Origin of the sequence: Poritiphilus flavus (genome assembly GCF_009901585.1) — a bacterium.
GTDB classification, from domain to species: domain Bacteria; phylum Bacteroidota; class Bacteroidia; order Flavobacteriales; family Flavobacteriaceae; genus Poritiphilus; species Poritiphilus flavus.
The window spans coordinates 20843-38871 of sequence record NZ_WXYO01000011.1; the positions used below are offsets into that span (position 1 = coordinate 20843).

Consider the following 18029-nt stretch of genomic DNA (forward strand, 5'->3'; position numbering starts at 1 on the left):
TTGAACAGATTTTGTTTAAACCATTAATAAGTCTACCCCACCCACAAATGCCCAACAAAATAAGTCTTTGCCTTACCGCTAATAACTACCCGCTCTCCTCTGTTCTTGCAAAACAATTCCCCAACTCTGTCCGAAATTTGCCTGGCGAATAACTCATCCTTCCCAAGCCTTGCTGCCCAAAACGGAATTAAGGAGCAATGCGCGGAACCGGTTACAGGGTCTTCCAGAATGGAGGCCTGGGGCGTAAAAAAGCGGGACACAAAATCGCAGTGCTCTCCTTTTGCGGTTACGATCACCCCACCCGGATCGAGATTGATCTGGTCAAATAGTTGTCGGTCCACCTGGATGTTCCGGATGTCCTCTTCGCTATCGTAGACCAGCACATAGTCCCTGGATTTGTAAACTTCTTTGGGCTGGATGTTTAATGACTTGCTGATGATATCCGGAAGCTCTGCAGCAATTGGCATGCGAGAGGGGAAATCCATATGATACAGATCCTCCGTAACAGAAACGCTTAGCTCGCCGCTATGTGTTTCGAAAGTTATTTCGTCCTTCGGATAGTTTAAGATGGACTTCAGGCAATGGGCCGTGGCAAGGGTGGCATGGCCACACAGATCCATTTCTATCTCCGGGGTAAACCATCGCAAATGTATCTTATCTCCTTTGTCCACAAAAAATGCGGTTTCCGCCACCGCATTTTCCCGGGCTATTTTTAAGAGTGTATCGTCAGCCAACCAATCATCCAAAGGAACCACACAGGCCGGATTCCCTCCAAAGGTCTTATCGGTAAATGCATCTATTTGAAAAAGCTGGAGCTTCATTTTAAGCTATTCCTTCGCACTAATCTTTTAGATATGCAATTTATGAAATCCCTAATCTTTTAGATAATCCAGGATGTCTGTGTAGATCACATCATCCCTATCGCGATAAAAGTCTTTTAGCAAAGAAGTATGTCCTTGTCCAAACAGGACTAATACCCGATCGTTCGGCTCCATGATCTCATCGATATTCCGCATGATCTTAAAATTCCTTTCCCACCACTTTGATACAACATCAGAGCCGATATAATTATTCTCGGCTCCCATTTTATTGATACGCTCCATATAGAGATTCTTATTCATTTTGTCTGATCTATCACTGTTCAACCAAACAAAGAATTCTTTTAAGGAAGCGCTATCGTAGGCATTCTGCATGCTAACCATTACCTCAGATTTCATGTATTCCATCATAGCCTGAAACTCATTCATGCGTTCGTTTTCTTCAAGAAAGGCCATCAATTCATCAAAGGGCAGATCCAAATGATGATCCGCCGGATAGATGTGATTATGTCCCAGCTCCTTCGCCAGCCTAAACCCCAACTGCTGCCTCTCGTTGATGGACAATTGATGTTCGCCCTCCCGATACTCTTGATAAAGAGAATCAAGTCTATTCTTCTGATATGGATATTCCAGGATTATTTTGGTGGGTTTAAACTTAGCTAAAGCGGTCACCAGGTCTTGAATTTCGCCTTGCCTTTTGTCCGTTTTTAGATCCTTAACGTCCAGAGCAATGAGATCAGAAGATCCGGCAAAGTGAAATGTTCCGAGTAAAGCGATTGTAGGTTTTTGTTCCTCGCCCGGATTAGACTGGGCAAAAGAGAATGTCAGATTGGCGAATAAGGCAATGATAAAAAGTGTAGTTGGTCTCATAATGTGGTTTTCCGTTTATGACGATGAAACTCAAGGGTTGGTTACAGATCGTTCGGGTAAAAAAAACAGTCCTGTTTAATTGCTTTGGGTCCATTAGCATAGGCCGGGCTTTTCAATCAAAAATATGCTCTTCATAATCCTTCCACCATTGCTCAATATCCACTTTTGGGTTCCTGCAGATATATAAGGGAATCCCGTTTTCTTCCCCAATTGCATATCTATGCTTTATTATTTTAACCAGTTGAACACCCTTAAATACACGCTCAACGGAGGGCTTTTCATTCCCCAGACTAATCCAAACATCGGCATTTTTATTGCCGTATCCCCAGGTCCAGAAACTCCCATGCCTGCTGATTGGATTCGGAAGCCCGTACTTCTTACCAATGATCTTAAGAGCCCCGGCCTCCCCATAATTCTCTGCCCACAGCACGCAATTGTTTTTTTCCTTCGGACTTAATGATTGATAAACACTATCCACCAATTTAACCTGCTCCTCCCAACCAAACATATCCGCGTAATCCCCGCTAAGTTCTATGCGTCCGTTTTCTTCTTCCAAACCCTGGTAGGCCACAAAACTTTCAATCTTAAGTACTGGGGTGGCTTCCGGGATTAACAGGACGGATGGCAAGAGTAACAAGCCGCAGATTGGATAAATGAGCTTGGGTCTTTTGGCAATTAATGCCTCTAGTTTAACGGCTCCAACAGCAAAAAGTACAGGGTAAGCAGCGAAAAAATAATAGGCTTTGGAATTTAGGATCCACATGGTAGCAAATATGACCAGGCTGGCAATACCAATAGCTTTAAATTTTTTCAGATTTTTGTCGATGAAAAGGGCGAAAATACCCAAAATACTAACGATAAGTGTAATGGGAAAGCTCAATTGTTCCAGGGCAAATTCCATGGGATTTAAATCAGACAATTGTTTTCGGTCCAGAACTTCCAAATGCTTTAGAAGAGGAAAGTCATTTTGAGCCTGCCATATGATATTCGGAATGAATAGCAGGAGCCCAATGCCGGCCGAAATATAAAGCCACTTATTCCGGAATACTTTTCCTTTTTGATAAAAGAACAGCCCGATAAAGATTCCGAAAGCCCAAACTAAGATGGTGTATTTGTTCATCAGGCCCAGGCCGAGTGTTATGCCCATTAAAACCAGGAATTTTTTATCCTCAGAATTCATAAACCGTATCAAATAGTATAAACCGAGTGTCCAGAAGAATTGATCAAATGCGACAGGCTGGAACAGGGTATGATTTCGGAAAAAGGGCCAGAAAGCAAGTATACATATGCCTGAAAGCAGTACAGCTTTAGACTTACCGCCCAATTCTTTGGCCATCAGGCAGCATAATATAAGGATGCCTACGCCGGCCAGCGTTGGAAAAAGCCTCATGCCCATAAGAGAATAATCGAAAAGCAAATAGGATATTTTTCCTATCAAACCAATCAAGGGCGGAAACTCCATAAACCCCCAGTCCAGATGCTCGCTTACAGATAAATGAAGCAGTTCATCGCGGTGAAAACCGTAATTCCTGTTCCCAATTAATTGTATTGATAGTTTGCCTATAGAAAGTATTACAATTATTGGGAGGAATTTTTTCATGGGCTGGTTAAGGGTTTTGGGAATGTTTCATGTCCAAGGTTGCATTATCAGGAAGAATCTTAGCAACTGTTATAGTGTCTTTTTTAATTCATTTCCTGGAATTGAGAATGAATAAGGTAATGATATAGATCAAAACAATGGCGAAGGGTATGGCAATAAACCTATAATCAGGAAAAAGGTACCACAAAGCAAGAACTACGGTGGTTCTGGTCAGGGTATGAAAGATCCCAACCCAATGTTTTATGATCCAGGAAAAGGGTAACCACATCAAGCCTGTCAGTATCCCTACGGTCATCGGAAGGGAAGAATAGTCGAGCAGGAAAAAGGGGATGGCTATGGCATAGACCAAGATCGCCTGCGCAGCGGTATACATGAAAAGCGTGTCGAATTCATTTTTCGGTTTGCTTTTATCCAGGAAATTCTCTCCGGTGAATTTGGAGAGAAACAATCCCAGGTAAACAATGCTTCCCGTTCCGATAAATATTGTCCATATAGCCACAAAATCAGAGAAAAAAATCCCGGTAAAGCCAATAATAGTCCAGATAATAAGTCCTGCCAGAGGGGTAGCCAGAAATTTTTGATTGGCAAATGCGATCCGTTGCTCGTCTAATGTTCTTTCCATCTATTCAATTCAATATTTTTTCGATAAACCTGTTCTAAAATTCAAAATTCCTGATAGGAGAAGAAATGTCTACTAAGGTTCCATCTGGGTCTTTTAGCAATAGTCGCCGTTGTCCGTAGAAGGTGTCCACAGGTTCGCTTACGATTTCAAAATTTTCCGATTCAGCGATCTTAAATACCTCATCTGCGTCTTCCACTACAAACGTTATGTAAAACCCCTGTGGAGTTTGCTGGAAATCCTCAGGAACAATTTCATTGGTCCGGTCTATGATTCCCAATTCCAGCCCTTTGTCTATTGAGGCTAGCTGAACGAACCAAACACTGTCATAAGCCACTTCAAAATCCAGCAGTTTAGTATAAAAGTCCCGACTTGCCGCCAGGTTGTCGGAACATATGTTCGTCATCAATCGATCGATCTTATTCATATTTATTTTTTTTAATTCTCATTAGGGCCCTTTTGTAATAGGGATAACACTGTTTAATGTCCGAATCCCGAACTTAGTGGGCTACTAAGTGAGATCTCTTATTTATTGTTATTTCTTAGCCTGTCCCAACTGGATACCACATTAAAATCCGGGGTGTTTTCAAAGAGCATATCTAATATCCATTTGTGATTATCCCCTACAATGATGATTATCCGATCTCCTTCTTCAGCGAATTTCAGAACATTGCCAACCATTCTCACATTTCTTTGATAAAACCTACCCAGCCAATCCGGTCCTATCCAGTTTTTCCCTATCCCCACTCTCATTTCAAACATATGCATCCTACGGGCATTCATTTCCTGGGCTTTCGGGGAGTTCATGAGCAAAATGCGATCGTAAAGACTGAGACTTTCAAGTTTCTTTTGATATTCAGTAAATACTTCGCCTATGACCTTTTCATACTTATTGTAAAAGCCTTCATCATTTTCTTTGGCATACTTTACAAAAGAATCAAAAGAGAAGTTTTCCAGGGAGCCTATAAACTCTGTCTGATTGTCAAAAAGGTATAAACTGTCGTGCATTACCCTTTTTCCAAGCCGAAATCCCAGTTGGAAGACTTCATTTTCCCTTTTGGAAATGTCAAAATCGTTCTTTAAAAACTCCTGAAAGGTCTTATTCATTTTGGATTGCCTGGAGGGTTCCCATTCCAAAACAATTTTAGTTGGATTATAACCGGCAAGCTTGTCAAGCAGTCTGGAGATTTCTTTTTGATTTTCCCCTGTTAAAACCTCTTTGCCAAAGTGAGCGGTCCCGACCACCATTACTTCATATTGCGCAAGAGAATCGTAAACCTTTAAATCAGAGGCTATTTTTTCAAGATCAGATTGAACCGCCTCCTTGGTGTTCTGCCCATAGCCCCCAGATACAATAAGCACTCCGGCCAAAACAGTAATCCATACTAATTTCATAGTTTAGCTTTAGTTCTGATTGGTGTTATGTGAGGTTCTTTGATAGAAAGTAAAAGTCTCTCCCAAAGTTATCGCTATTTAATCGTTCTAACCTGAATGGCATAAGCTTTCCGGGGATTTTTAACAAGCAATACATCAATGTCTTCCTGAGTAAACCCATTTTCCTTTAAAGCCGGGATAAGATGATCAAAAATATCATTATAATCCCGAAAATCTCCTCCGTTTTTCTCAGCTACGGTATACCAGCCGGAATCATGAGAGATCAATATTTTATGCAATAGCTTCTCCTTCTTTAATGCTGTCAGCTGATCGACATACCAATCGATATTCCCCTGATCCTGATCTGGCCCGGAGGCGATGTATCGGACATTGTCCAGGGAAATCCAGGCACCTAGGCTGGCGGCTTTTATATGACCCTCCGAAGTACCGTTTTGCGCATGTGTCCAAACAAATGCCTCAGGAGAAACCCCGGCATCTTCCAGCACTTTTAATTGCGCAAATGCCGGCCCGTCCGGACCTGTGTGGGAAACAATGGTCAAACCAGTGTTTTTATGGGCAATTGCAGCGGCTTTTATAAGCTTAGTGTGAAACGCCGAAAGCGTATCGCTTCGGCCAACAGAAATTTTCATAAACCCGGGAAATATCCCGGTGCCATCGATCCCATACTTAAATTCGTCGATCCAGATCCGGGCGAGTTCTTCAGGAGTGGCATCAAAGGCCTGCTTTGGGATAAACTTGTTATTCCGCGCGCCGTAGTAACCCGTATTGGTAACCAAATTGACTCCGGTTTTTTCAGCCAGCTCTTTGAGCACTTCAGCGTCACGACCCAGGTAAGCCGGGGTACAATCAAAAAATGTATTTACACCCCTGCTCTTGGCTTCCATCATAAAAGGCAGGGCACGCGCTACTATCTCAGACCGGTCCCATCGGTGCGAGCCTGTACTGTCTGCTCCAATCCAATCTACTATGACGTGTTCGTGAATTAAGGAGGTTCCCATGGCTTCAACAGGAATCTCGCCTTTAACCGTAATGAGTTTTGCCGGCTCCGGTTTTGGAGTACAGGCAAGTATAAAAAAACAAGTTATTATGAAGAGGATTAATTTGCCCATGATTAACACTATCTGCATTTCGTATCTCAAGATACTCAAATAAGCACAAAAACGGCCCGGGTTTTCACCCGAACCGCAATTGTTTTTAAACTTATTTTTTGCCTGTACTTTCCGCTTTCAAATGTTCATAAAGAATCTTTCTTTGGCTTTTGATACACCGCCCATCTTTTGATAGAATTTAATGGCTTTCTCATTATCTGCTGGTGTTTGCCATCGTACCATATCACAGTTTTCTTTTTTGGCAAATTCTATGACCTTGTTCATAAAAAGCGTTCCCAAACCTTGGCCTCTGGCACTTTCTTTCAGGTACAGGCAATCCAGGTAGAGGTAAAAATCCGCATCCCAGGTAGAAAATTGTTTCGTAAAAGCGGCATACCCAAGCAGGGAGTTTTCTCGTACTGCAACCAGGCATTGGAAGCTGGGACTTGGCCCGAAAAGGTGATCAGACAAGGCTTCTAACTTATTACGGGGGTCAAACTCACCCTTCTCGTAAGCCGCGTGAAGCCTGCACAATTCAACAAGTTGTGGCAAGTCCTTTTTTTCAACTAATCGTAATTCCATGAGTTGTCTTACTAGCAGGCACAGGCCATTTTTGCTCCTTCAAAAGGTTTGCTGCCTTCGGTAGCATATCCGTCGAATTTCCACCATTCTATACCACCCATAAGCTCTTTTACTTTAAATCCGAGCTTGGCCATTTTTAAGGCTCCCTTGGTGGAAGCGTTACAACCTATCCCGTCGCAATAGCAAACATAGGTTTTAGACTTGTCCAGATGTTTGGTGCTTTCTTCCTTCATCTCTCTGTGAGGGATGTTGATTGCCGTTGGGATGTGTTCTTTTTCATAACCAAAAGCCTGCCTTGTATCCAGGGCAACCACTTTTTCATTGTTTTCTAAAGCATCCCATAGATCCGAAGGGTCCATTTCGTAAGAAAGCTTGTTTTCGTAAAATTCAATTTGCTTTTGCATGATTTTCAGATTTTTGTTTTGATCAAAAGTAATGGGGGATACCGGGTGATTCCGAACTTTGAAGTTGAGGTTTTTGAATATAAAGCTGAAAATTTCTCAGCTACAACCTATCCGTAGATTTTTTACCTTGCTTCTTATGGAGATCAAGTACTTCAGGCTTATAAAGACAATCCAGGAAGAAGGCAGTATCGCGAATTCTGCGCAAAAATTGTTTTTAACCCAATCCGCTTTAAGTCATCAATTGCGTGAATTGGAAGAGCGATTGGGATTTAAGGTCTTTAACAGGGTACGCAATAAATGGCAACTGACGGATGAAGGGGCCGAGCTCTATAGATTGGGAAACTCTATACTCGACAGCATTGAAAAGGGTTTTCAGAATATTGAGCAATTGCGATCAGGTTCTGTAGGGACCATCAAGGTGAGTACGGAATGTTATAGTTTTTACCAGGGGCTTTCCGGCTTCATCCAGAAAATGGGCCTGTTGTATCCGGAGATAAAGGTTGATTTAATTCTTGAAGCCACCCATCAACCCATTTCCAAGATCTTGTCTAACGAAATTGATATTGCCGTAGTCACGGTAAAGCCTGAAAACGAAACATTGTCCAGTATAGCGATATACGAAGATGAGATCTTCGCGATCATGCACAAGGAAAATCCCTTGAATAAGCCCGATTTTTTAGATACCCACGACTTTTCGGATGCTCACCTGATCATTCATTCATTTCCCTTGGAAACCGTATCCGTCTATGAACGATATTTAAAACCCAATAAAATTACGCCTTTAAAGATCTCTGCCATACCCCTTACAGAGGTAGCCCTGGAAATGGTCCATGCCAATATGGGTATAATGTGTATCCCAAAATGGGCCTTAAAACCCTTTAAGCTGTCCGATGAGCTCGTTTTTAAGCGAATTGGCAAGAATGGCCTTAAAAGAAGGCATTATCTGGTCTTTCGCGAGGTGGACAAAGCCAAAAAGTACATCAATGACTTTATCTCCAACTTTGAAGAAGAGTTTTCCAGGAAATAGCCTTATTCCTCAATTCGATTATACTTTTTTAGGGTGCTGATCAACAAATCATGTGGTATGGCATAGGCCTTATTCCCGTTGATCCCTTCCATATCTTCTGCCGCGATCATGGCGTTTATAATGGCTTCTTCAACGGCCTGTACAGTACTTTGAAATATCCAGTTCATCTGGTCATTGGGCAAACTCTCTATCTGGACGATCTCGTCCCGGTTGAAGGCATTTTCATTGGCCGTGGAAAAGGCAATAAATATATCCCCTGAGCCATTGGATCCTCTGCCGCCAACATTTCCTATCCCGAGCGGCACTCTCTGGGCAACCCTTTTGAGCTGGTGGGGTAGTAGCGGGGCGTCCGTAGCAATTACCACAATTATGGAACCGTCTCCTTCCTGCCTGTTAGACATGGGTGGCTTTTTCAATTCATAATTCAAAGTGTCTCTCAATTCCTGGCCTACGGGAACACCAGATATGGTTAGATTGAACTTCGCCCCAAAGTTGGCCTGTACCAGTGCACCCAGCGTATAGGTTGAGTCTTTGATCTTGAACTGGCGGGAGGCCGTACCCGTTCCTCCTTTGAATCCCAGGCACAGCATTCCGGTGCCACCACCGACATTCCCTTCCGCGATCTTACCGCCGGACGCGTTTTCTATAGCCTCCAGCACATGTTTTTCCTTTACGTGGAAGCCGTAAATATCGTTGAGGAATCCGTCGTAGGTCTCTGCTACAACAGGATAAGTATACCACCAATCCTCCCCCTTGTACCAATCCGTATCCACATACCATTTTAGCACGGCCTGCCTTACCTCCCCTACACTATTGGTATTGGTGATCATAATGGGGGTCTCTAAAAAACCAGACTCTGTTACCCAGGTAGTTCCTGTCATTTCCCCATTGCCGTTCAGGCTATACCAATTAGCGTAAACCGGACTGAATTTACCCTCTTTCCCTCTTGGAAATATAGCTGTAACCCCTGTTCTTACCGGACCTTTGCCGGCCATGTTATCCCCTGTTCCAGAAATTATGGTAGAATAGCCTACCTGGACCCCTGCAACATCTGTAATAGCGTTTAGCGGTCCCGTTTGCCCAAAGAAGGGGACCCCAAGATCCCTGGCCCTGGGTTTTTGGGAGAAAGCCTGTAAAGAAATCAGTAAAATGGTCAGCAGCGGAAAGAGGAATTTCATAGTGTTGGTATTTAAAGTGGTGCAGTGGCATTTTATAGGACTAGCGACAATATGATATGGATCTCAAATCCCGGTTATGAAGATACTAAGTAAAATAAAAACAACAGCCTGAGAATTAACTCAGACCGTTATTAATTTACTCCCTTTTGCAATTACAGTAGAGGGTATAGCAAATATAGAAAGTGATCTGTATCATTTCGTATCTCTCTGAACGAGAGTACCTTTAGGTTTATTCAAAATTCCATTTATCATGAGAGGCGCGATTTTTTATCAGAGTAAGTATGGCAGTACAAAGCAATACGCCAGATGGATAGCCGAGGCTACCGGTTTGCCCATGTTCAACGTAAAAGATAGAAATTATGATCCGGACCTCTATGATTATTTTATCATAGGAAGTCCGATACTTTATTTTAAGCTCTCTATCCGAAAATGGATAAAAAAATATCTACCTCAAATCAATACCAAGCCGGTAATATTCTTCTCGGTATCAGGAGCTCCTGCCGGAGAAAAACTCAATGAGTGGATTGCCAATAGTTTACCTGAAAGCTTTATTTCTAAAATGCATCATGTTGCGCTCAAGGGAAGGCAAATACGATCTAAGCTAAGCTGGTTTGACAGGATGATGCTATTCATTGGATCTAAGTTCAATAAAGACCCGGAAGCAAGTAAGGAGGAACTTGAAGGCTTCGACTATATGGATAAAAAGAGCATCAATCCTATCCTTGAGCTTGTTGAGCAATTTAAAGCAGCTTAGGATAAATTATGACGTTTCATTCAAAAAAATACTCCAGACTCTAATTTCCACCTTGGAATTCATAAACGGAAAGGATTATAGCCGTTGTTCGCTGATGACGTTATTTTAGTTCACAGTTAAATCTGATGTTCACTTCCTTTATAAAGTCAAAGTCATTAATCCATTTTATTTTCATATTGTCACAAACGTGTGGAATTTTGATCTTAGTTGGTTTTTTATATACATCTTTGATTTCTTTAGTCACAACGACTGCATTCTCGTTAATCGCGTGGGCAATAACCCAAGGATCCGCCAAAGAGTGTATACCATTGCTAGATACTAAATATTTATGGGTTGGGTTAGCGGCATATATGTCCTTTAAACATTTGGTTACCTGTCCATCAATTTGGCGAATAGGAATGCTACTTGACTTTAGCCATAAATATAGGTCGTCTTCACCCTTCTCTATTTCATCTTTAACAGCAGAAGGGACGAATATTATTCCTCTTCTACCTAAATCGTTTAATGTATCCCAGTAGGATGGACTAATTTCAGGTGAGTAATACTTCTGCCAAGCTTGAATAAGTACGTTAGCATCGAGACAATACAATGGATAGCCACGCTCAATCATTAAGTCATATAGGTTTCAAATTTTGAGAATTTATTGATTTTAGTGTTCAACAAATTACTAGCTATAGAAGGGGGAAGAATCCCAGATTTGTAAGAGTCCATTACGACACGAGTAAATAATCTACTGTTTTTATTTAGCTTAAGAAGGTATGGACTTGGGCCGCCAACTTTTTCCTCTTCTTTTCTTTTGCGCTTTTTTTCTTGTTCTCTTAGCACAAATTCGTTAAAAGCTTCTTCAGCATCTTTTTTTAGTTCGCGATATGAATTAAGATCAATCAAGCCTAGATTTAGTGAGCGATATAAAAAAGCAAAAGAACTAACACCCAGAGTTTTAACTATCCTAAAAACAGATCTTTGAGAATCAAATACGTCGCTTGGAATTGACATCATTAGGTTAACAGGCATCAATGCATTGGCCGCAACAACATTGCAAAACAACTCTACAGGATGGTATTTTGATTTTCTGTCTCCTACTATGTCGATTTCAATTTCGTTTGATATACCAGATTTAGCTATCCAAATATGGGCTAACTCATGAACTAAAGTAAAAAGCTGTGGTGCGTCCCAGTTTTGCGAATTTACAAACACAAAAGGGGCGTATTTATCTGCAATGGCAAACCCTTGAATAACATCTTTGTCGATAATAAGTTTTGAGTGAATAAAACTTGTCCGAGATACGAAAATCCCAGCTCTTTCAGCTTTTTCAATCCATTCCTTTATGGGATCCTTTTCATAATATTCCGGATTAATGTTTAAAGCTTTAAGAATGTCAATTGCTACCTCCTCTGGATTGTTATCAAGGGAAAATTTACCGATAAATGGTAAAGCCTCTTCTCCAGTTTCCTCATACAAATCACTTATCCAACTTTGTTTTTGCTGAATTTCTCTAATAATAAATAGTGAAGCAGTATCTAAATCAATCGAATCATCACTTCTAAAATCCTGTAAGGGTTGAAAGTCCAGTGGTATATCTGGTAGGAAAAACAATGAAAAAGGTCGGCGATAAAACTTCGCTAGCATAGATGCTTGTCTTATTGTAGGATAATCAGCTCCATTTTCCCAGGCTTCCAACCTTTCCGGTGAAACATTTACCTTTTTGGCAGCATCCTCCAAAGAAATTTTTGATGATTCACGAGCCCATTTCAAAATCTTTGGAGTTAGGAATGCTTTGTCGGCCATTTTACGTTTTTTACAAATCTACAATAATCTTTATTTGTCTTTGTGCTTGCAGATAAAGGTTCAAGGAATTGTGTAGCCAAGACATTTATCCTCATGACATTCATATCAGGAATAGTGCCCGGTATTTTACTGTACCATGGATATGGCAATCCCATCGTAATCCTTTATACCAACCTGCTGTAAAATGGAAGTTGTGACCTGCAGGTTTTCCGAAAGCATTTTATTGTAATTCCTAACGCCTATCACTTTTTCGTCCCGGCTGTTTTCATCCAGTACCTGACCCTCACGGATCACATTATCCGCTACAATTAGTGAGCCTTTTCTGGAGTGTTTCAAGGCCCATTCAAAATAAGCTACATAGTTCGGTTTATCTGCATCCATAAAAAATAAGTCAATCGTTTCATGTCCATTATTACTTAACTCACCTAAAATCTCCAGGGCATCTCCTGTAATAATGTCAACGGTTTGCTCCAATCCGGCATTACTGATGTTCTTTCGTGCTACTTCGGCAAAGTTCGGGTCGATTTCTATGGAGGTCAGTTTTCCCTTTCCATCCAGGGCCCGACCTAACCATATGGTGCTATATCCTCCTAAGGTCCCCACCTCTATAATTCTTTGCGCCTTGCACAATTTGGCCAACAAATAAAGAAACTGGCCCTGATTTGCAGAAACCGAGTGTTCTGGCATACCATTTTCACGTATGGACTCCTCAGTTGATTTTAGAACATCATCTTCTAAGCGGAACAGATCGGCTAAATAATCATCTACATTTTGGAAAATGGGGTCATTCATAGGGTTGGATTAGACTTTGGAGTATAAAGGGTTCATTATACTTTGAGTTAAATACCTTTTCAGCTTATCGGCAATGGTGTTTTTACAATTCCTCCGTAATCGCGATATAGTTGCCGCAGGTATCATTGAGAACAGCGTATTTGGCTGTGCCCATGGTGGAAGGTTTTACGCTAAACTCCACCCCAAGTTTTGTCAAACGCTCGTATTCAGCGTCCACGCTTTCCACATCAAACTGAGTATAGGGAATTCCTGCTTCCATCAGGGCGTCCTGAAATACCTTACAAGGCTCAAAATGAAGAGGTGCCGGCTCAAGCAATATTTCCGGCCCCTCCTGGGCTTCTTTGGATACCAGGGTTAACCATCTGTTTTCGCCTCCCATGGGTTTGTCTTTCTTCTTTAAGAATCCGAGTTTTTCCGTATAAAATTTTAAGGCTTTCTCCTGGTCCCGTACGGGAATGCTGATAATGTTTACTTTCATTTTCGAGTTTTTTTATAGGTTTATCCAAAAATCAGGATTCAGGTGGCAAGCCGCTTCTCGAAAGTTGCTCTTTTTGATATTCGCTTGGAGATTTCCCGGTTTTGGCCTTAAATAAACTGCTAAAGGAACCCAAACTTTCAAAACCCACAGCAAAACAGGTTTCGGTGACAGACAACCCCTTTTTTAGCTGCTCTTTTGATGCAGCGATCCGCTTGTCTATCAGATACTGTCTTGGCGTTACCCCGTAATGCCTTTTAAACAGCCTTAACATATGGTATTTGGAAACAAAGCGAACCTGGGACAAAAAATCCAGATTCAGTGCTGCGTCATAATTATTGTCGATATAATTCCGAACCCCAATAACCATTTCTATCTGCTCCTGGTTGGAATACATCAGGCTTTTGAGTTTCGCAAGCTCTTTTTCGAAATAGGTCATACTTTTTGGTTCTTAGGATACTGTCAACTGCCACCATTCCTTTTCTCATCGGGTCGTAGTGGTATCTTGCTATTTCGTTTTCTAAGATTTCAATTTAGGAAAATTTTTCATGCTGTGTCCGGGTAGGACGAATTATGAGATTTGTAAAAATGCCGTAAGGATTTGATGCCTTTATCTGATCAATCGATCAGGCTGGTGTTCAGCCTCACAGTGTTTCCAACGCTTGTGAGACCACAACCAATATTGTGGAGCACTCAGAATATCTTTCTCCAATTGCCTTGTAAAAGCTTTCGTAATTTCCCCTTTTCTTAAATCTTTATGATTATCTGATATAAGGTTAAAAACTACCTTGTAGTGCCCACGTGATACCTTGATGTTTGAGCCTGCTATGATAGGCATGTCTAATTCCCGTGCCATTCTTTCAGCACCGTAGGCTACAGCGGTTTCCTGGTTTAAGAATTTTGTAAAATGAACTAACTGTGATTTTCTTGGAGACTGATCACTCCCAAAAATCACAGCAATTTGCTGATCTTTTAGTGTTTTCATCTTTTGAAGTACCGCATCAATACGCAACATTTGCAATCCGTATTTAGAACGACTACTGGTGATCTTTTCGTTCCAAAACTTGTTGTTTAGAGGTGAATATAGGGCCATGGGACTATGTCTTATCTGTCCCGGTACAGCCAGTGCAAATAATTCCCAGCTATTGTAATGCCCACCTACCAAAATTACATTCTTACCACTATCAAAATATTGATCCAACAATTCGGGATTGACAATTCTCATCCGCTTATTGGAATCTGTTTCGGAAATGGTAAAGTTTTTTATACTTTCCACGATCATATCACCCAGATGCCGGTAAAAGGATCTTTCAATTTCAAGTATTTCGGATGCCTTTTTATTGGGAAAAGAACAAGTCAAATTATTTCTTACTACTGTTCTACGATACCGTAATATCCGATACACAATTAAATACAGCACATCAGAAATGCCATACAAAACGAAAAATGGTAAACGTGAAATTGGCAAAAGCAATACGTAATAGATAAGTCTGTCCATGAAATTCCGGCTGGTGGTTTGGTTGTATTAATAATCAGCTATTCTGGCTGCAATTGACCTGTTTCAGATCTTTTTTGGTTGGATTGCAGTATATGTCTCTTTACTGCAGTTTTTCCGGATCAGTGAAAGATAGGAACTAAGGCAGAGGTATCCTAATGGAATTGATACAGGCAATATATTCAATTTTTACTTAGCATCTCTATAAGACCTATTTAGGCAGTAAACAGTCCTCCTTCGCCAAGGCTTCGGAGGATTCTATAAGTTGGCAGCACTGTCTGGTCGAGCGCAGTCGAGACCTATTTAAGAAGTGAATAGTCCACAGTCAATAATAAACAGTTAAATATCCAAAAATCTAACCGTCTGGCAATCTAACAATCAAATAGTCTAATCCCAGAATTCCTGGTCATCTCTCCAAGACTTACTTGGTAATTTTTTAAATAAGGCTTACAGAATTAGTCTGTGGGAAATACTACTTACCATCATTTCTGATCAATCTGAGGAAACTTATCCCTCACTAAATTTAGTTCTATCCCAAATTCAAGATAAGCTTTTAATCCGTCCAATACTGTGGTAAATCCACCAGTGTTGTTTTTAATGGCTTCAATCAATTCATTTCCGCTTTGATGGAAGCCATAATTCTTGATGACAACATAGGTGGATGCTTTGGATAGTTCGGAAAAGTCAAAGTCTACCCTGGTTGGCGGATCGTCCCACTCAAAGGTTATTTTTTCGTCCGGAAACAATTCAATCACTTTTACCTGGGCTGAAACCCCGTACATTTCCCATTCCCAGGTCACTGTTTGGCCTTGTTCAAGTTTTCCACTGGATTTTGTAAACCAAAACTTTGTAGTAACTGAAGGGTCCACGAATGCCTGGAATACTTCCGAAACCGGTTTTCGTACCATCATTTGGCATTCCACCATGGGTTTTTGTGCTTCATCCATAATAATATCTGATTATGAGTACTTCTCAACCTGTAGCGATTGTGAATTTATACACACAAGATCACTATTCCCCAATCATTCCCTCCACATCATTGATTACCACCATCCCGTCCTGCTCCATGCCCTGGGTGAATTCCCCTCGCTTTTCCCTGGTCTTGGGATCATAAATCTCAATGGTATTCTTCCTCGGCAAACTCACAAATACCTGCTCATTATCTGCCGTAATTCCCAGGGGGGTCGACTCCAAAACTATGTGCCCTTTAAATTCAAAACTTGAAGCATCAAAAATCGAGATCTGCTTGCTAAAGACATTGGCTACCCAAGCCTCATTATTGATAAAAGCCAGCTTTACCGGGAATTTGCCTTCGGCATCAAAGGTCTTGATCACTTCTAAGGTGCTTGTATTCAGTACAACAATCTTGTTCGCGCTATTGCACAAAACCCACAACTGCTGCCCGTCCGGCGAAAGTTCCAGGCCCTCTGGGCCTTTAGGTACTGAAATATGGGTAATTGAATCCTTCTCCCTATCTATCACCGAAACAGTGTTGGATGCTATATTCGAAACAAAGATCCTGGAGAAGTCCCTGTTTGCCTTTAAAATATGACTTCCCGGCATAGTGGTATACTCCCTTAAGACCTCACCACTAGTCCCATCCAACTCTAGTAGCTTAGCCTCGTTCTCGGCCGTGGTCCAGAACACAGAGCCATCTACGTTAGTTAATATCCCGTGATGCGCTTCGCTCCCGGCAATGGTAAAAGTCTCTGTGCTAAAGTCAGTCAGATCTATTCGTGTAATGGTATTTTGAGGCTCTTCTACCCATTCCAATTGAGAGGAACTGATGGCTTCTTCATGCGGTTTGGGGTAGGAGCCGTAGTTGGCCACAAAGGCCAGTTTATTGTCCTTGGACAGGCTCAATTCATGCGGTCCTATGCCGACCGGAATTCGCCTAATCAGTTGCTGATTTGATAAACTGATCAAAGACAGGTCGTGCGCCGACCTGTTCACCGTCAGCAAATATTTCTTCGGTACTCTTGCACCAGCCCTGTATTTGGCGACCAGCGGCTTAAAATCCGTGTAGTAGATATGGGTGCTCTCACCTTTGAGGCTGTCGCTACTGCTGTAGTAGAGTACATCCTCGGCTTCCGGCAGATAGGGGAACAGATCGCTACCTGAGGTGTTTAGCTCCTCCATATGCTGAGGTAGGGTCCAGTTCTCTCCCTGTTTAAAGCTAATATAAAGATCTCCGTAGCCGGTTATATTCTGGGGTCTTTGTGAGGCTTCAAAAATAAGCAGCTTCCCGGAGCCGTTAATTTCCAGGTTCCATTCACCGGTAGGGGAGTTGATGGTATTTCCCATATTTACCGGGGCAGACAAGCTATCATTTACCTTTTTGGAAACATAAATATCTCCCTGCCCATATCCCCCCGGCCGGTCCGATGCAAAGTAAAGATTGCCATCCCCATCGGTACGTGGACCGTATTCCGTACCTGAGGAATTTATAGGATAGGGCAAACGCTCCGGTGCTTCCCATGCGCCTGCCGCATCCTTTCTAACTCTCCAGATATCCGCAGATACCAGGCTATCCTCCGAAGGCCTGGTGGAGATAAAGTAGAGCGTATTACCGTCCCGGCTGAGGTGTGGGTCTCCATCGTCGTATTTTCCGGAAAAAGAAGCTACTTCAGGAGCAGACCAGCTACCGTTTTTTCGGGTGGATCTGTAGATGGTACTTTTCATATTCCCGGAAGCCCATTTTTGTTCACTTCGGGCAAAATACAGCTCCTCTCCTGAGGGTGAAAATGTGCTGGAATACTCCACTGAAGCCGTTGAAATGGTGCCCGGCTCAAATTGTTTTATGACCTCACTATCGTTACAGCCCAAGGTAACCGTGAACATTAGCAAGATCAGTAATCCAGAATTTAAAGCTTTCATATCGATACAACCTTAAAACATAAGCGTTGTTCTAAGATAGGAAATCCACAAATCTAAGCCATGAAGCAATTTCGCATAAGACAGTTTTTTTTTGGATTTAGGTAGACCTTAATCTCTATACCAGAAAGCTCCTTATTGAAGACCTGCACATCATAAGCAGTCTAATAATCCTTTAAGTCTAATTCTCCAGGATGTCAAACAATCTAAGAAGTCCAATAATCTAAAAACCTAAAAGTCTAATCTGAAATATCTGACTAAAGTTGATGT

20 protein-coding genes are annotated in these 18029 nt (G+C 41.7%); 2 read left to right on the forward strand and 18 right to left on the reverse strand.

The window, feature by feature from the left end; genetic code table 11:
- Positions 1-32 precede the first annotated feature (32 nt).
- From GTQ38_RS20565 to GTQ38_RS20605, 9 genes are all read right to left on the reverse strand, one after another.
- A complete protein-coding gene (locus tag GTQ38_RS20565) occupies positions 33-821 on the reverse strand; it encodes a PhzF family phenazine biosynthesis protein (protein WP_161437472.1) in 789 nt (262 codons plus the stop codon).
- A 51-nt stretch (positions 822-872) separates the two neighbouring features.
- The gene (locus GTQ38_RS20570) at positions 873-1688 is read right to left on the reverse strand and encodes a DUF5694 domain-containing protein (RefSeq protein WP_161437473.1); all 816 of its coding nucleotides are present in this window, start codon (positions 1686-1688) and stop codon (positions 873-875) included.
- Between the two features lie 112 nt (positions 1689-1800).
- Positions 1801-3288 (reverse strand): ArnT family glycosyltransferase, encoded by a 1488-nt coding sequence (locus tag GTQ38_RS20575; protein WP_161437474.1) that lies wholly within the window; start codon positions 3286-3288, stop codon positions 1801-1803.
- Positions 3289-3376: 88 nt separating this feature from the next.
- Positions 3377-3910, reverse strand: coding sequence for a DUF7010 family protein (locus GTQ38_RS20580; RefSeq protein ID WP_161437475.1), 534 nt, complete (start codon positions 3908-3910; stop codon positions 3377-3379).
- A gap of 34 nt (positions 3911-3944) precedes the next feature.
- Positions 3945-4334, reverse strand: a complete 390-nt coding sequence (locus GTQ38_RS20585) for a VOC family protein (protein ID WP_161437476.1) — start codon at positions 4332-4334, stop codon at positions 3945-3947.
- Between the two features lie 98 nt (positions 4335-4432).
- A complete protein-coding gene (locus tag GTQ38_RS20590) occupies positions 4433-5302 on the reverse strand; it encodes a DUF5694 domain-containing protein (RefSeq protein ID WP_161437477.1) in 870 nt (289 codons plus the stop codon).
- A 74-nt stretch (positions 5303-5376) separates the two neighbouring features.
- Positions 5377-6411 (reverse strand): phosphotriesterase family protein, encoded by a 1035-nt coding sequence (locus GTQ38_RS20595; RefSeq protein ID WP_161437478.1) that lies wholly within the window; start codon positions 6409-6411, stop codon positions 5377-5379.
- A gap of 117 nt (positions 6412-6528) precedes the next feature.
- Positions 6529-6972, reverse strand: coding sequence for a GNAT family N-acetyltransferase (locus GTQ38_RS20600; protein WP_161437479.1), 444 nt, complete (start codon positions 6970-6972; stop codon positions 6529-6531).
- A gap of 11 nt (positions 6973-6983) precedes the next feature.
- Positions 6984-7376, reverse strand: coding sequence for a rhodanese-like domain-containing protein (locus GTQ38_RS20605; protein WP_161437480.1), 393 nt, complete (start codon positions 7374-7376; stop codon positions 6984-6986).
- Positions 7377-7512: 136 nt separating this feature from the next.
- Here GTQ38_RS20605 and GTQ38_RS20610 point away from each other — a divergent pair, with 136 nt between their 5' ends.
- The gene (locus tag GTQ38_RS20610) at positions 7513-8403 is read left to right on the forward strand and encodes a LysR family transcriptional regulator (protein WP_161437481.1); all 891 of its coding nucleotides are present in this window, start codon (positions 7513-7515) and stop codon (positions 8401-8403) included.
- 2 nt (positions 8404-8405) lie between these two features.
- On the opposite strand, the gene GTQ38_RS20615 is transcribed toward GTQ38_RS20610, so the two are convergent.
- Positions 8406-9581: a DmpA family aminopeptidase gene (locus tag GTQ38_RS20615; RefSeq protein ID WP_161437482.1), complete on the reverse strand. Its 1176-nt coding sequence runs from the start codon at positions 9579-9581 to the stop codon at positions 8406-8408.
- A 250-nt stretch (positions 9582-9831) separates the two neighbouring features.
- On the opposite strand from GTQ38_RS20615, the gene GTQ38_RS20620 reads away from it, so the two are divergent.
- The gene (locus tag GTQ38_RS20620; protein ID WP_161437483.1) at positions 9832-10335 is read left to right on the forward strand and encodes a flavodoxin domain-containing protein; all 504 of its coding nucleotides are present in this window, start codon (positions 9832-9834) and stop codon (positions 10333-10335) included.
- Positions 10336-10435: 100 nt separating this feature from the next.
- On the opposite strand, the gene GTQ38_RS20625 is transcribed toward GTQ38_RS20620, so the two are convergent.
- The 8 genes from GTQ38_RS20625 to GTQ38_RS20660 form a co-directional block, all read right to left on the reverse strand.
- On the reverse strand, positions 10436-10945 hold the full coding sequence (locus GTQ38_RS20625) for a DUF4411 family protein (RefSeq protein ID WP_161437484.1): 510 nt from the start codon (positions 10943-10945) through the stop codon (positions 10436-10438).
- Complete coding sequence (locus tag GTQ38_RS20630; protein WP_161437485.1) at positions 10945-12123, reverse strand: XRE family transcriptional regulator; 1179 nt, start codon at positions 12121-12123, stop codon at positions 10945-10947. Before GTQ38_RS20630 ends, GTQ38_RS20625 begins: the two co-directional genes overlap by 1 nt.
- 126 nt (positions 12124-12249) lie before the next feature.
- Positions 12250-12915, reverse strand: a complete 666-nt coding sequence (locus tag GTQ38_RS20635; protein ID WP_161437486.1) for an O-methyltransferase — start codon at positions 12913-12915, stop codon at positions 12250-12252.
- 82 nt (positions 12916-12997) lie between these two features.
- Positions 12998-13393 carry a VOC family protein gene (locus tag GTQ38_RS20640; RefSeq protein ID WP_161437487.1) on the reverse strand — a complete coding sequence of 132 codons (396 nt, stop codon included), beginning with the start codon at positions 13391-13393 and terminating at the stop codon, positions 12998-13000.
- A 31-nt stretch (positions 13394-13424) separates the two neighbouring features.
- On the reverse strand, positions 13425-13829 hold the full coding sequence (locus GTQ38_RS20645) for a helix-turn-helix domain-containing protein (RefSeq protein ID WP_161437488.1): 405 nt from the start codon (positions 13827-13829) through the stop codon (positions 13425-13427).
- A 171-nt stretch (positions 13830-14000) separates the two neighbouring features.
- Positions 14001-14888 carry a lysophospholipid acyltransferase family protein gene (locus tag GTQ38_RS20650; protein ID WP_161437489.1) on the reverse strand — a complete coding sequence of 296 codons (888 nt, stop codon included), beginning with the start codon at positions 14886-14888 and terminating at the stop codon, positions 14001-14003.
- A gap of 479 nt (positions 14889-15367) precedes the next feature.
- The gene (locus GTQ38_RS20655) at positions 15368-15832 is read right to left on the reverse strand and encodes an SRPBCC family protein (protein WP_161437490.1); all 465 of its coding nucleotides are present in this window, start codon (positions 15830-15832) and stop codon (positions 15368-15370) included.
- 64 nt (positions 15833-15896) lie between these two features.
- The gene (locus GTQ38_RS20660; protein ID WP_161437491.1) at positions 15897-17762 is read right to left on the reverse strand and encodes a YVTN family beta-propeller repeat protein; all 1866 of its coding nucleotides are present in this window, start codon (positions 17760-17762) and stop codon (positions 15897-15899) included.
- Positions 17763-18029 lie beyond the last annotated feature (267 nt).